Annotated in this window: 17 protein-coding genes; 12 read left to right on the top strand and 5 right to left on the bottom strand. The window is 67.0% G+C overall.

Annotation, left to right across the window (positions count from 1 at the left end; genetic code table 11):
* The first annotated feature begins 89 nt into the window (after nucleotides 1-89).
* Together B9Y86_RS05760 and B9Y86_RS05755 are read left to right on the top strand one after the other, a co-directional pair.
* A complete protein-coding gene (locus tag B9Y86_RS05760; RefSeq protein WP_085483973.1) occupies nucleotides 90-1220 on the top strand; it encodes a glycosyltransferase in 1131 nt (376 codons plus the stop codon).
* A gap of 62 nt (nucleotides 1221-1282) precedes the next feature.
* Nucleotides 1283-1804, top strand: coding sequence for a bleomycin resistance protein (locus B9Y86_RS05755; protein ID WP_217809178.1), 522 nt, complete (start codon nucleotides 1283-1285; stop codon nucleotides 1802-1804).
* Here B9Y86_RS05755 and B9Y86_RS05750 read toward each other — a convergent pair.
* The gene (locus B9Y86_RS05750; RefSeq protein ID WP_085483972.1) at nucleotides 1791-2780 is read right to left on the bottom strand and encodes an aldo/keto reductase; all 990 of its coding nucleotides are present in this window, start codon (nucleotides 2778-2780) and stop codon (nucleotides 1791-1793) included. The two genes, B9Y86_RS05755 and B9Y86_RS05750, sit on opposite strands and share 14 nt — an antisense overlap.
* A gap of 221 nt (nucleotides 2781-3001) precedes the next feature.
* Here B9Y86_RS05750 and B9Y86_RS05745 point away from each other — a divergent pair, with 221 nt between their 5' ends.
* Nucleotides 3002-3586, top strand: coding sequence for a winged helix-turn-helix domain-containing protein (locus tag B9Y86_RS05745; protein WP_176223274.1), 585 nt, complete (start codon nucleotides 3002-3004; stop codon nucleotides 3584-3586).
* Nucleotides 3583-4893 (top strand): MFS transporter, encoded by a 1311-nt coding sequence (locus B9Y86_RS05740; RefSeq protein WP_139824765.1) that lies wholly within the window; start codon nucleotides 3583-3585, stop codon nucleotides 4891-4893. The genes B9Y86_RS05745 and B9Y86_RS05740 overlap by 4 nt, the downstream gene beginning before the upstream one ends.
* A gap of 40 nt (nucleotides 4894-4933) precedes the next feature.
* Here B9Y86_RS05740 and B9Y86_RS05735 read toward each other — a convergent pair whose 3' ends face one another.
* On the bottom strand, nucleotides 4934-5908 hold the full coding sequence (locus B9Y86_RS05735) for a nuclear transport factor 2 family protein (protein WP_085483968.1): 975 nt from the start codon (nucleotides 5906-5908) through the stop codon (nucleotides 4934-4936).
* 147 nt (nucleotides 5909-6055) lie between these two features.
* Between B9Y86_RS05735 and B9Y86_RS05730 the strand changes: the two genes are divergently transcribed.
* From B9Y86_RS05730 to B9Y86_RS05710, 5 genes are all read left to right on the top strand, one after another.
* A complete protein-coding gene (locus tag B9Y86_RS05730; protein ID WP_085483966.1) occupies nucleotides 6056-6598 on the top strand; it encodes a cysteine hydrolase family protein in 543 nt (180 codons plus the stop codon).
* Nucleotides 6598-7221, top strand: coding sequence for a hypothetical protein (locus tag B9Y86_RS05725; RefSeq protein ID WP_085483964.1), 624 nt, complete (start codon nucleotides 6598-6600; stop codon nucleotides 7219-7221). The genes B9Y86_RS05730 and B9Y86_RS05725 overlap by 1 nt, the downstream gene beginning before the upstream one ends.
* Before the next feature lie 88 nt (nucleotides 7222-7309).
* Complete coding sequence (locus B9Y86_RS05720; RefSeq protein ID WP_139824764.1) at nucleotides 7310-7573, top strand: hypothetical protein; 264 nt, start codon at nucleotides 7310-7312, stop codon at nucleotides 7571-7573.
* Between the two features lie 105 nt (nucleotides 7574-7678).
* Nucleotides 7679-8704, top strand: coding sequence for an L-glyceraldehyde 3-phosphate reductase (gene mgrA / locus B9Y86_RS05715; protein ID WP_085483960.1), 1026 nt, complete (start codon nucleotides 7679-7681; stop codon nucleotides 8702-8704).
* A 93-nt stretch (nucleotides 8705-8797) separates the two neighbouring features.
* Nucleotides 8798-9526: a class I SAM-dependent methyltransferase gene (locus B9Y86_RS05710; protein WP_342351712.1), complete on the top strand. Its 729-nt coding sequence runs from the start codon at nucleotides 8798-8800 to the stop codon at nucleotides 9524-9526.
* A gap of 65 nt (nucleotides 9527-9591) precedes the next feature.
* Here the strand turns inward: B9Y86_RS05710 and B9Y86_RS05705 are convergent, their stop codons facing one another.
* Nucleotides 9592-10431 carry an HpcH/HpaI aldolase/citrate lyase family protein gene (locus B9Y86_RS05705; RefSeq protein WP_085483958.1) on the bottom strand — a complete coding sequence of 280 codons (840 nt, stop codon included), beginning with the start codon at nucleotides 10429-10431 and terminating at the stop codon, nucleotides 9592-9594.
* A 155-nt stretch (nucleotides 10432-10586) separates the two neighbouring features.
* Here B9Y86_RS05705 and B9Y86_RS05700 point away from each other — a divergent pair, with 155 nt between their 5' ends.
* Entirely contained in the window at nucleotides 10587-10916 is a 330-nt protein-coding gene (locus B9Y86_RS05700) for a hypothetical protein (RefSeq protein ID WP_139824763.1), read from the top strand.
* 103 nt (nucleotides 10917-11019) lie between these two features.
* Here the strand turns inward: B9Y86_RS05700 and B9Y86_RS05695 are convergent, their stop codons facing one another.
* A complete protein-coding gene (locus B9Y86_RS05695; RefSeq protein WP_085483954.1) occupies nucleotides 11020-11463 on the bottom strand; it encodes a MarR family winged helix-turn-helix transcriptional regulator in 444 nt (147 codons plus the stop codon).
* A gap of 57 nt (nucleotides 11464-11520) precedes the next feature.
* On the opposite strand from B9Y86_RS05695, the gene B9Y86_RS05690 reads away from it, so the two are divergent.
* Together B9Y86_RS05690 and B9Y86_RS05685 are read left to right on the top strand one after the other, a co-directional pair.
* Entirely contained in the window at nucleotides 11521-11886 is a 366-nt protein-coding gene (locus tag B9Y86_RS05690) for a VOC family protein (RefSeq protein WP_085483952.1), read from the top strand.
* Nucleotides 11887-11889: 3 nt separating this feature from the next.
* On the top strand, nucleotides 11890-12729 hold the full coding sequence (locus B9Y86_RS05685; protein WP_085483950.1) for a DNA-3-methyladenine glycosylase family protein: 840 nt from the start codon (nucleotides 11890-11892) through the stop codon (nucleotides 12727-12729).
* A gap of 20 nt (nucleotides 12730-12749) precedes the next feature.
* Here the strand turns inward: B9Y86_RS05685 and B9Y86_RS05680 are convergent, their stop codons facing one another.
* On the bottom strand, nucleotides 12750-13439 hold the full coding sequence (locus B9Y86_RS05680; RefSeq protein ID WP_085483948.1) for an NADPH-dependent F420 reductase: 690 nt from the start codon (nucleotides 13437-13439) through the stop codon (nucleotides 12750-12752).
* Nucleotide 13440: the final 1 nt, after the last annotated feature.

Here is a 13440-nt window from a genome sequence, read left to right as displayed (position 1 = left end):
CTTATCGGGCGAGCGCGCCACTCTGCACCGCGCGCGTGCCCGCCAAGGGCGCGCTCGACCCGGGGCGAGCGTCGGCATACGCTTGACGAGTGAAGATCGCCTGCTCGTTCGTGGGCGGCGCCGGGCACCTGGTGCCCCAGCTTCCTCTGCACCGCGCCCTCGCCGAGGCGGGGCACCAGCTCACCGTGATCGGTCGGCAGTCGGCGCTCGCCGCGGCGCCCGCCGAACTCTTCGAAGCAGCGGTCGCACGCCCCGATCCTCGCTCGGCGACATCATCCGCCATCGCACCCCTCAAGCGCGTCGACGTCGATGCCGAGTTGACCGTCGTCGCAGACCACTTCGCCGCACGCGCAGCACAGCAGTCCTTCCAAGCCGTGGCACCCGCCCTCGTCGGAGCCTCGCTTCTCGTCTGCGATGAGCTCGACTTCGGCGCGATGGCTGCTGCAGATCTGGCCGGTGTTCCGGTCGTCGTGGTCTCGGTTATCGCAACGGGTTCACTGGTGCGCCCGCCACTCGTCACCCCGTCCGTGCTCCGGCTGCGGGAGCTTTACGGCATCACCGGCTCTCCCCGACTCCGCGGCGACCTGTTCGTGGTTCCGTTCGCACCCTCGATGCGGCAGGCCGCATCCGAAGAATGGGCCGACGGCCCCGACACGCTCTGGATGCGCCCGGGCGCCACGAATCAGCAGATCGACAGTGCGGCCACAGCACCCGATGACTCGATCGTCGTGACCCTCGGCACGGAGTTCAACACGGAGTCGGGTGATCTCTTCGACCGCATTCTGGCGGCACTGAGCACGATCGAAGCACCCGCCGTCGTCGCTATCGGGCGAGACCTCGACCCCGCTCGCTTCGGCCCTCAGCCGGCACGCATTCGCGTCGAACGGTTCGTCGACCTGGCCACACTGATTCCGCGGGCGAGCGTGGTCCTCCATCACGGCGGCAGCGGGGTATTCACCGTCTCGGCTCTGGGCGGCGCGCCACAGATCGCGTTCCCGATGGGCGCCGATCAACCGTTCACAGCAGAGAGAGTCACCGCGCTGGGCATCGGCCTGGCGATGGATGCGATGACGTCGACTCCCGAGCAGATCCTGGGAGCCATTCAGCAGCTTCGGGCCGACACGGCCCAGCGAACGAAAGCAGCAGCATTGCGTGACGAGCTGCTCTGCCTGCCGAGTCCGGAGTCTCTGCTGCCGGCGATCATGGCACTGACCGGTTGAGCTCGCGCCGAGGCCGAGTTGTAACCCGAGCGCGCCTCCAGCGGGCGAGCGCGCCTTCCTGCATGGCGCGCTCGCCCGCTAACGGCGCGCTCGCCGCGGTGCCTCCGGCGCTCGCCTGGCACAATGGCTCGATGCCCGACTCCGCCGACTCCGCGCTCGAACCCGCCCTCGTTCCCGAGTTTCTCGTCACCAACCTCGACGCGAGCCTCGCCTTCTGGCGCGATCTGTGCGGCTTCACCGTCTTGTACGACCGGCCAGAGGAGCGCTTCGCCTACCTAACGCTCGGCTCCGCCCACCTCATGCTCGAAGAGATCGGCGACGGTCGACACTGGATTACCGCCCCGCTCGAGCTGCCGTTCGGTCGAGGCATCAACTTCCAGATCAGCGTTCCGGATGCCGAAGGCCTCGCCGCCTCGATGTCCGCGGCGGACATCCCGTTCTTTCTGCCGCTCGAGACCACCTGGTATCGCGTCGGCGACGAGGAGACCGGCGTGACTCAGTTCATCGTCACCGATCCCGACGGCTACCTCGTGCGTTTCCAGTCGTCGCTGGGCCGCCGCCCGCTGCGCGTCAGCGCAGCGTAGCCGGCACCAGTCCCGCCTCCGCGAGCGCGGTCCACAACGCGGGCGGCACCTCCGTCGTGGCGCGCGCCACGTTCTGCTCGACCTCCTCGGGCGACCTCATGCCGAGCGCCACTGCGGTCACCGCGGGGTGCAGCAACGGATACGCCATCGCCGCTGTGGGCAGGTCGACCCCGTGGGCCTCGCAGATGTCTGCAATCGCGGTCGCACGAGCGAGAGCATCGGCATCAGCGGCGCGGTACTCCAGGGTCGCCCCGGCCCGAGGCCTCGGCGATGCGAGCAGGCCCGTGCCGAACACTCCCACCGCGACCACGGCGACTCCGGCAGCCTCGGCCGGCTCGAGAACGCTCGCGACGGCATCCTCGGTCAGCAGGCTGTACCTGTTCGCCAGCATGATCACGTCGACGGTGCCCGCCTCAATATGAGCATCGAGGCCCACCGCGGAGTTGGTGCCGACACCGACGGCCTTCACCCGGCCGTCTGCTTTCAGTGCCGCGAGCGACTCGAGGCCCTCGTTCGCGGCACCGGGCCAGGCCTGGTCGGGGTCGTGCACGAACAGAACATCGATGAAGTCCAGCCCGAGGCGCTCGAGGCTCTCATCGAGCGAACGCTCCACACCCGAGAACGAGAAGTCCCAGCGCCTGGCGAGGTCGCCCGGCACCGCGAAGCCGTCATCGTCGAACTCCTGCGGATTCTCTGCCGGCACGACGAGTCGGCCGACCTTGCTCGAGACCACGAAGTCCTCACGCTTTCGTCCGGCGAGACCAGCCCCGAGACGACGCTCCGAGAGACCGAGCCCATAGTGCGGGGCCGTGTCGAAGTACCGGATGCCCCTCTCCCACGCTCGCTCGATCGTCGCCTCGGCCGCCTCATCGCTGATGGCGGATCCGAAGTTGCCGAGCGGCCCGCCACCGAGGCCGATCTGCGACAGCGGGGCCGGGGGCGCGGTACGACCCACGCGCTGGAACAGGTCACTCATCTCGGGTCCAATCTCTAGAAGCGTGCGGCATTCGCGCCCGGCTCAGCGCCATGCGACGACGCCGGCGCCGAGCTGGCTCAGCGGCCAGTCAGAACCGTACATCACTCGCGACGACCCGAAAGCGCCGAAGCCTGTACTTACGATGTGAGCGAGATGGGCCTCGGTCTTCACTGTGCACAATAACTGTTGCGCAATGGTTCTTGTGTAGTTACGGTGGGTGCATGACCCCGAAAGACCGAAGCCACAGCCCCCTCACATCGGCGGCCTCGATGCGAGTTCTCGCACACCCCACCCGCCTGACATTGCTCAGCCTCCTGCGCGAACGCGGCCCGCAGACGGCCGCCCAACTCGGTGACATCGTTGATGAGGCACCGGGCACGGTGAGCTATCACCTCGCCAAGCTGGCATCCATCGATCTCATCGAGCCGGCCGTGCCGCAGAGCACCGACAAGCGGGAGCGGTGGTGGAAAGCCACGGCACCGCTCACCAGCTGGGACATGGCCGAGTTGCTCGACGATCCCGAGAAGGCAGCGGCCTCGTGGGCGCTGCAGAAGTCGATCGGGCAGGCCTATGCCGCGCGCTTCTCCGACTACATCGACGCCGCGCCGGCGATGCCGCGCGAGTGGGTCGAAGCCGGCGCGACCGGCGACCGCGTGCTGCAGCTCACGGTCGACGAGCTCGCCGCGCTGACAACCGAACTCGAGTCGCTGGTCACGCGCTATGCCGAGACGAGCGCGGGCCGCGGCGACTCCGATATCGAGACCGCGCCCGTGTCGGTGATGTACCAGGCCTACCGCCGGCCGTGACCGCTGTGCCGCCGCTGACATCACTCGAACGGCGCCGCGCATTCGGATCGCTGTCGGCCCTGCTCGCTGCACACGCGATCTCGCAGACCGGCAACGTCATTACGACCTTCGCGATCCCCTTCTACGTGCTCGGTCTCGGGGGATCCGGCGTCGAGGTGGGAATCGCCGCCTTCTTCTCCACGGTTCCGATCGTGATCGGCGGCGCACTGGGAGGCGTGGTCGTCGATCGCGTCGGGCATCGTCGCGCCGCCATCGTCGCCGACGCGATCAGCGGAGCCACCGTCCTCGCCATCCCCGTGCTCGCGCTCACGGTCGGGCTGCCGTTCTGGGCGCTTCTCCTCCTCGTCTTCGCAGGCGGCCTGCTCGACACCCCCGGCCAGACCGCGCGCCGCGTGATGCTGCCGCGGATCACGGAACGGGCGGGCATCCCGCTCGAGCGCAGCGTCGGCCTGCTCGACGGATCGGATCGACTGGCCCGATTGTTGGGCGCCACACTCGCCGGGTTACTCGTTGCGCTGATGGGGCCTATCGCCGCACTCTATGTGAACGCAGCGACCTTCGTGGTCTCGGCACTGCTCACCTGGGCGTTCGTCGTCGCGGCTCCGGTTGCGCCCGCCGACAACGCGCCCACCGACGCGACCGGGCCCGATGAGCCGAGCGGCTACTGGCGCGACCTTGCCGCGGGCCTGCGCTTCGTCATCCGCGACCCGCTCATGCGGCTGATCGTCGCCCTGGTACTCATCACGAATCTCATGGATGCCGCGCGAGGCTCGAGCCTGCTGCCTCTGTATGCGAACGACCGGCTCGGCGGCGCGGCCGCGCTCGGCCTGCTCGTCGCCGTGATGGGCGGATGCGCGTTGCTCGGCAACGTGGGTTTCGGATTCGTGGCGCATCGGGTCGGGCGCCGGGTGACGCTGGTGGTGTGCTTCGCGCTGGCCGGAGGCCCATCCAGCGCGGCCTTCGCCCTCGGCGCGCCTCTTCCGGTACTCGTGGCCGCGACGGCCCTGGGTGGACTCGCCGCCGGAGCGATCAATCCGATTCTCGGCGCCGTCCAGCTCGAGCGCGTTCCCCAGCACATGCGCGGCCGGGTATTCGGCCTCGTGAACGCGGGAGCATGGGCGGGGGTACCGTTCGGCGCGCTACTCGGAGGAATCGCGGCGGACACCATCGGGGTGAACTGGGCATTCGGCATCATCGCGATCGCGTACACGCTCGTGACCCTGACCCCGCTGCTCGGCGGATCGTGGCGACAGATGGAGAGGCAGCCCTCGCCGAGCGCGGGAGTTCACGACCACCGCGGTGGTTGAACCCGAGCGCTCGGCGAGAAGGACCGCGCTGACGACGGGATCAGCTCGCCGGAACCACATCCCAGTGCTCGCGGATGAGCTTGTCATCGACCCTGAAGATGTCGACAGCCAAGAACGGATCGCTCGCCTTCGCCCCGACGCTCTGCGAGAAAGTCCACACGAGGTCACCGTCCGAGAGCGAGATCGAGGACTCCTGCGGCGGGAACTTCGTGGATCCCGAGAAGAAGCCCTTCAGCGCGGCCGTGCCGTTCGGTGCCACGGAGTTGTGCTGTAGGTAATTCGGATCGAACGAGGTGTCGAGCACCGAGACGTCCTGGTCGCGGAACAGCGTGTTGTAAGCGCCGACGGCGAAGGTTCGATTGGTCTCTTCCTGCGCCTCGGTCACCGACCCCGGCTTGGCCGCCTTCGCGTAGAGGTCGCTGAACATGGTGTTCGTGTTGCCGCTCGCCGGGGTGCCCGTCGGGATCGGCTGCGCGAACGACCACCGCTCCACGATCTTGCCGTCGGTCACGCGGAACAGGTCGACCGCGGCCTCCCCGGTGCGCTCATCGTTCGGGTCGGAAGCGACCTGCCAGTGCACGGCCACGAGGTCACCGTCGGCAGCCGCGTGCTTGACAACCGCCTGGGCGTTGGCGACGCGGGTGTGCGCCGCTGCGAACTGATCGAGCAGGCCGCTCGGTCCGGCTGCGAGGCCGGTTCCGTGCGCGACCGCGTCGGGGGCGACCACCGCTGCGGCTTCGGTCTTGGCCGACTCCGATGTCGGATCGGGGAAGACGTCGGCGAGAAGGGTGAGCACCGTCTTCTCATTGGCAGCTTCGACGGTCGAATTCGAGCGGTCGGCGCTCGTTCCGCCTGCTGAGGTCGTGTCGACCACCGCAGCCGCTGTCGGGCTGGATGCCTTATCGCCGGACGATGAGGCCGAACCGGCCGTCGAGCATCCGGCAAGAATGGCGACGCCCGCAACGGCCGCCGCCACCCGAGTGACCATGCTGAGGGTTCCTCTATTAGTTGTCATGACAACTATTCTTCGGGCGGAGACTGAGAGTGGCCCCACAGTCAGGTGCGGTTAACCCGTCAGAGCTCGGGGTCACAGGGAAGGGACAGGTTCGAGCATGCCCCCCCTCGCCTGCCGTCATGTCATCGAGAACGGCATACTGGGCGAATGACTCGTGCGCTGCTCATCGTCGACATCCAACTTGACTACTTCGACGGGGGCGCCTTTCCCCTTGTCGGGCCCGATGCTGCGGCCGCTGCGGCGCGCACCGTCCTCGACGCCTTCCGCGCATCCGGTGAGCCTGTCGTGCACATCTTTCATGTGTCGACCGATGCCGACGCGACTTTCTTCGCACCGGGAACGCCAGGCATCGGCATCCACCCGCTCGTCGCTCCGGTCGGCGACGAGATCGTGCTGGAGAAGCACGAGCCCAACAGCTTCATCGGAACGGGATTGCAGCAGGTGCTCGCCGACGAGGGAGTGACCGAATTGGTCGTCGTCGGCATGATGAGCAGCATGTGCATCGACTCCACGACACGCGCCGCCAGCGAGTTGGGCTTCGAGGTGACCGTCGTGAGCGACGCCTGCGCGGCACCCGATCTCAGCTTCGGTGACACCGTGATCCCGGGCGCGATGGTGCACGCGTCGTTCATGGCCGCGCTCGACGGCAGCTTCGCCACGGTGCTCGCAAGCGACGAGTTGGAGAAGTGATGTCCGACGATCAGGGAATCCTCCTCTTTCTCGGCGCAGGAGTCGTCGTGCTCGCGCTCATCGCGGTGATCGGAATCACTTCCGGTCGGCGCAAGAAGAAGGCGGGCGTTGCGTCGTGGAGTGTGACGGTCGACTGGATCGGCGACCAGCCCCTCCTGTCATCGAGCGATGCCCTCCTGAACGATGCATGGCAATGGAAGCAGTTTCAGGAGCGCTACCCGATCGGATCGCCCGTCGACTCGATACGCGTCGGCGATGAGACACGCACACTCCACATATCGAGGGTGTCGCAGGGCCTCCGCGCCGGCTGGCCTCTGGCGAAGGCGGGCTTCACGGCCTACTTCGAGGAGTACGAGATGAGCGAATTCCCTGTCGCCTTCACCGTGAAGGCAGATCGCGGCGTCGTCGAAGTACGTCTCGACCACGCGGGCCTAACGGCGGTCGACGCATCCGGCACCCGTGTTTTTTCGGGCCCGTGGTCGACGCTGCTGTTCTCTAACGGACCCGACCTCATTCTCACCAACGACACGGGCATGATTCACGTCACGTTGGGGCAGGGCGGCAACGACGCGCTCGAGGAGCTCGTCGTCAAGTACGGCACCCTGAAGCAGATGCACTTCTGATCCACGCGGGCCACGTCGGCTCGCGTACGATTCGGCTCGGCACCGCAAGGGGATGTCGGCCACGCCGCCCCCGCCGTACGATGCCGACATGAGCTCACACGACAAGACCCAGGACGCCCCCATCATGGACGGCGCGAACGAAGCGACCGAAGCAGAGAAGCAGGCTGGGCGCGAAGACCAGATCAAGGCCGACAACGCCCGCGACGGAGGACTCGACGACGATCTCCGCAGCATCCGCGTCGTCGACGAGGGCAAGAACCGCGCCCGCACCGAGGGCAACGGCAGTGGAGCCGACGGAGCCGTCGACATCTCGAACAGTTCCGACGTCGAGCGCACCGGCGACAACGACTGAGATGACGCAGTCGGCGACCTGACGCTGTGTCCAGGTCGCCATCTGCGACATATCGGCACCGCTGCCGGCTAGCGCGGCATCCACCCGGTGACCCATGATCGAGGGATGACCTACCTCGCAGACTCGGCCCGTTACGACCGCTTCCCCTACCGACGCACAGGCCGAAGCGGCCTCAAGCTGCCCGCCGTCTCGCTTGGCCTCTGGCAGAACTTCGGTGACGACGTGGCCATCGAGACGCAGCGCGCGATTCTGCGCCGCGCCTTCGACTCGGGAGTCACGCACTTCGACCTCGCGAACAACTACGGCCCGCCCTATGGCAGCGCCGAGACGAACTTCGGCCGTATCTTCGCAGAGGACTTCGCCGGCTACCGAGACGAGCTCGTTCTCTCGACCAAGGCGGGCTACGACATGTGGCCGGGGCCTTACGGCGACCACGGATCGCGCAAGTACCTGCTCGCCTCGCTCGATCAGTCGCTGGCCCGCATGGGCGTCGACTACGTCGACATCTTCTACAGCCACCGCGCAGACCCCGACACTCCCCTCGAAGAGACGATGGGCGCGCTGCACACGGCCGTGCAGTCGGGGCGCGCACTCTACGCCGGCATCTCGAGCTACTCGCCCGAGCGCACCGTCGAGGCAGCCCGTATTCTCGCCGAGCTCGGAACTCCCCTGCTCATCCACCAGCCCTCGTATTCGATGTTCAACCGCTGGATCGAAGACGGCCTGCTCGACACCCTCGGCGACCTCGGCGTGGGATGCATCGCGTTCTCGCCGCTCGCTCAGGGCCTGCTCACCGACCGCTACCTCGACGGCATCCCGGCCGATTCGCGCGGCGCGCGAGGCGGCTCGATGCAGAAGCGGATGCTGACCGACGAGACACTCGCGCGGGTTCGGGGTCTCAACGAGATCGCTTCAGAGCGCGGGCAGACCCTCGCGCAGCTGGCGCTGTCGTGGGCGCTTCGCGACGAGCGCGTGACCTCGGTGCTGATCGGCGCTTCATCGGTCGCGCAGCTCGACGACAATCTCGGTGCGGTGCAGAATCTCGCGTTCACGAACGACGAACTGGCTCGCATCGACGAGCTCGCGGGCGACCGCGACATCAACCTCTGGGCGAACTCGAGCGCCGTCTAAGCTTGCATCGAGGCCAGCCGCCGGCGAGGCCCCTCGTCAGGTGGCTCGTCATGCCCTAGAGCGGCGCAACGCTGCTTCGGGCACCAGTTGCGGGTGGCTGCCCGCCGGAGAGGCTTGCAGGAGGGCGCCCCAGCGGAACCCTCTCGGTACACTGCGACGGTGCACTTCATTGATTGGCTCAATCGATTCAATGCCACTCATCCTTGGAGCCATAACGACTTCTACGGCCCCTGGATTGTCCGCCAGGTGAGGTCGAGAGGAGCTCGAAAAGTCCTTGACGTGGGGTGCGGAACCGGAAACCTTGTGGCTCGTCTGATTCCGTGGGCAGATTCGATCACGGGTTTGGAACCTCACACAGCGACCGCGAGAATCGCGGCCGAACGTTTTGCGAGCAACGAAGCCGTCGAGATTCGACCGGAGCCCTTCGAACAGAGAGATCCAGGCGACAGATTCGAGGCCATCACTCTCGTCGCAGTACTGCACCATTTACCGCTTCAAGCATCGATGAAGGGCCTCGCTTCGGCTCTTGACTCCGGTGGACGTCTCGTGATCGTGGGGTGTTATCGCGAGTCAACGCGAGCTGACCGCCTGGTTTCATTCGGAGCGCTCTTGCTCAACCCAATGATGGGGCTGATAAAGACCCTTCGAGACACACCTGCCGATCGGGAGGGCATGACTGCTCCTACCGCACCGGCACGCGAATCTCTCGCAGAAATAGCCGCTGAGGCTGCACTCTTCCTTCCCGGGGCGCGAATTCGGCGGCGGCTGTTTTGGCGGTATTCATTGGTCTACGACGCGCCCCGCAGAGGGGCCCTCAGTTGATTGGGCGAAGGTTCACCGCCGAATCAGTCAACAGTCATGCGCGCCGCGCCGCACTCCGCCTCTAGCTAGCGGCGCGCGATCGGCTGGATGCCGAATGCCTTGGCGAGACGGTCGATCTTCTCGGCGCGTCCCAACCTCGGCAGGTCACTGCCGTCGCGGATGACCCGGCCGCGCGACTCGAAGTCGTCGAGAAAGTCGCGCGCCCACGTGGCATCCGACACCGTGGGGCTGATCGTCTCGTTGATCACCGAGAGCTGGTCGAGGTCGAGGCACAGCTTTCCCGTGAGCCCCATGGCCACAGCGTGCTCCGACTTCTGGCGCAGCACCGGATGGCTGCTGCCGACCGTCGGGCCGTCGATAGGGCCGGGCAGGTTGCCGATGCGGCTGGCCACGACGAGGCGTGATCGCGGGTATGCCATGGCGAGGTCGTCGGCGCTCGTGCCGGTGTCGCGCCGGTAGTCGCCGCTGCCGAAGCCGAGGCGGAAGGCGCCTCGGGCGCGGGCGATCGAGGGCGCCTCTTCGATTCCGAGCGCCGACTCGACGAGGGCGAGAACGGGCACCGTGCCGCCGAGGCGGTCGAACGTCTCGGTCACGTGCTCGGCCGATTCGGTCTTGGCCAGCATCACGCCGGAGAGGCCAGGGACACCTTTGAGGCCGTCGACGTCGCCGCTCCAGAACTCGGTGCTGCGGTCATTGATGCGCACCCAGCCGACACCGCCGGCCGTGAGCCAATCGATGACCGAGCCGCGCGCATCCGCTTTGAGCTTGGGGTCTACGGCGTCTTCGATGTCGAGAATGATCTGGTCGGCGCGAGAGTCGCTGGCCGCATCGAACTCTTCGGATCTGATGCCTGAGACGAGCAGCCAGGAGCGGGCGATTGCGGGATCGATGGTCGATGCGGTCATCTACTGTCTACTTCTCTGTCGGAGATTCGGGCACAGTCACCGACCGTGACGATCGGCTCTGCTCGTGCCTCAGCATCGTATCGAACGATCCTCGACGGCAGCCGCAGCGGGTGACGCCTGTTCCCTTCCGCCACCGATGGGTGAAGGATGGGCGCATGCCCACGACCGCGCAGCCCTTCGAGAGCCGCCCCGCGCCGCGCCGACTGCGGCCTGGTGCGATCGCCGTGGGAGCCATCGTCGGCGTCGCCGGAGTGCCTCTCTGTTACCTGATTCTCAGCGCACTCGGAGTCACCATCTCTGACACCGGGCTCATCGCCTGCCTGGTCGCACCCACGGCGACGCTGCTTCTCGTCAGTCTCGTTCCACGAGCGCGCGGCTGGGCCCTGCAGGCAGCGGTAGCGTCGGCGCTGGCATCCGTCGCTCTCGTCGCGTTCGTCGCGGGCGGCATCGCGCTGATCTCAGGTGTGCTGTCGGATCCGGCCTAGGCCCAGTTTCTGATTACAGGACGATGTGGCCCGGTCGCGGCGTTTCCTCTAGTGACACGCCGCGACCGGGCCACATCGTCCTGTAATACGGAAACCCGCTGAGCTAGGCGCGCAACGACGCCGCACAGGTCGAGAGCATCGCGCGAAGAGCGTCTTGATCTTTCGGCGACAGGTGCGACTTCATGCGGTCTTCGACCCCCTTGACCGCGGCACTCGCCGTAGCGAGCTGGGCGCGACCCGCTGCGGTCAGCTGCGTTGGCAGCGCTCGCCCGGAAGCGGGCTGCGCGGAACGCGTCACGAGCCCGTCAGCCTCGAGCGCCTGCAACAGAACGTTCATCGCCTGACGGGTCACGAAGGTTCCGCGGGCGAGCTCGGAGTTCGAGAGCCCGGGCCGTTGGGCGAGCAGTTCGAGGCACGAGTAGTGGGTCACACTCATCCCGAGCGGGCGCAGCACGGCCTCCATCGCCGCGCGCAAGGCACTGGCGACCTCTTTCATCAGGTACCCCAACGACGTGCCCAATTCGATTCCCGACGCACCTTGATTCATGTCAATATTCTGACATACTGGATATGTCAACTAACTGACATCGACAAGGAGAATCTCATGACCGCATCCGGCCCCGGCTTCATCTCAGTGCAGGTCCGCGACATCGAGGCATCTGCCGCCTTCTACGAGAAGTACCTCGGCTTCACCCGACAGCCGGGCCCGCCCCATGCCGTGGTGTTCGCCACCACTCCCGCTGCATTCGCGGTACGCGACGCACTGCCCGGCGTCGACCTGCACTCGGGCGCCCAGCTCGGCCTCGGCATCGGCGTCTGGATGCACGCGCCCGACGCACAGCAGATCCACGACACCCTCGTGACCGACGGATTCACCATCACCTCGGCACCCGTCGACGGTCCCTTCGGCCGCACGTTCACCTTCTCCGACCCCGACGGCTACGCCATCACCCTGCACGATAAGGTCTGATCCATGACTCGACTCGAGACCGTTCACGACGTTGTCGGGCCCTGGTCGCTCGCCACCACCAAGCGATTCTGGGAGGGTTTCGCCCCCGGCAGGCTTGCATCCCAGACGCAGACCGAGGGCATCCACACCGCCTTTCTCTGCGACACCGACTGGCAGCGAGTAGATGCCGTCATCACCCAAGACGGGCCGTCGGTGCGCATCGTGGTCGAGGGCCCGGGCGAGCTGGATGCCGCGACCGAGCAGGTGCGCCGGCTGCTGTCGATAGACATCGACGGGCGCGGCTGGCCCGATGTCGCGGAACGCGATGACGTCATAGCGGATGCGCAGGCTCGGCTCCCGGGGTTCCGACCGTGCGGCTTCTACTCGCCCTATGAGGCAGCCGTGTGGTCATTGCTGTCGCAACGCACGAACATGCGGCAGGCCGCAGCCATGAAGACGCGGCTCACTCAGCAGCTCGGCGATGACGGAGCCTTTCCGTCTCCGGCCACCCTCCTCGGAGCTCAGCTCAGTCTGCCCGGACGCAAGGCGGAGTACCTGCGTGCTGTCGCCGAGGCTGCTCTCGACGGCCGACTCTCCGGCTCCTACCTGCGCTCGTTGCAGCCGACCGACGCTTTTACCCAGGTGCAGAGCATCCTGGGCATGGGACCGTTCTCGGCAGAGCTCGTGGTGATTCGCGGTGCGAACTTTGCCGATGTGCTGCCGCGCAATGAGGGCCGACTGAGCGACGAAGTCACGAAGCGCTACGGCTCCGACCGCTCGATCGACGAGATCGCCGAGGCGTGGAAGCCGTTCCGTTCGTGGGCAACGGTGCATCTGCGCGCACTGCAGGGCATCGCGGAGTAGCTGGGCTTCGCTCCCGCGCGTCAGGCGGCGGCCTGCTCCACGACGTCTCTGATCTCGGCGGCGCTGAGGTTCGCCCCGAAGAGCTCGCGACCCGGCTGCAGCACGGCGCCTTCCGCGAGCGGGCCCAGATCCACAGCATCGAAACCGAGAGAGTCGATGAGGTCGGCGGCCACCTCGTTCGCCGCGACGTCGTCTCCCGAGAGGGCGATCGCCTTGCGATCCGGGTCACCTGACGGGCGAGGCCCCTCGTCGAGGTCGTGATAGCCCATGTGATTGAACGCCTTCACCACGCGAGAGCCGGGCAGCAGGGCGGCCACGAGCTCGCTTGTCGTCGCCCCGGAGTCGGTGAGGTCGGGGCGCTTTCCGTCGACCTCCCACCAATAGTTCATGGCGTCGATCACGATCTTGTCGCGCAGTTCGCCAACCGGCAGCGCCTGGTGCCCATCCCGCGGCACCGCCTTGCCCAGCGGAAGAGCCAGGATGACGAGATCGGCCCGGCCCGCAGCATCCGAAGCCGTGGTCACCTCGGCGCCGTGCGCCAGCACGTCGATCGTCAGTGCGATCGCGGCGGGCGGCCGCGAGCTCGCGATGAGCACGCGGTAGCCGGACGCGACGGCGAGGCGGGCGAGCACGGTGCCGACCTTACCTGCACCGAGGATTCCGATGGTCGTCGGACGAGAATCGGACCCGGAGTTCGTGAGAGTGTCCATC

Source organism: Agreia pratensis (assembly GCF_900177685.1).
Lineage (GTDB): Bacteria > Actinomycetota > Actinomycetes > Actinomycetales > Microbacteriaceae > Agreia > Agreia pratensis.
Note: the sequence above shows the minus strand (reverse complement) of the source record. Positions and strands in the feature narration are given on the sequence as shown.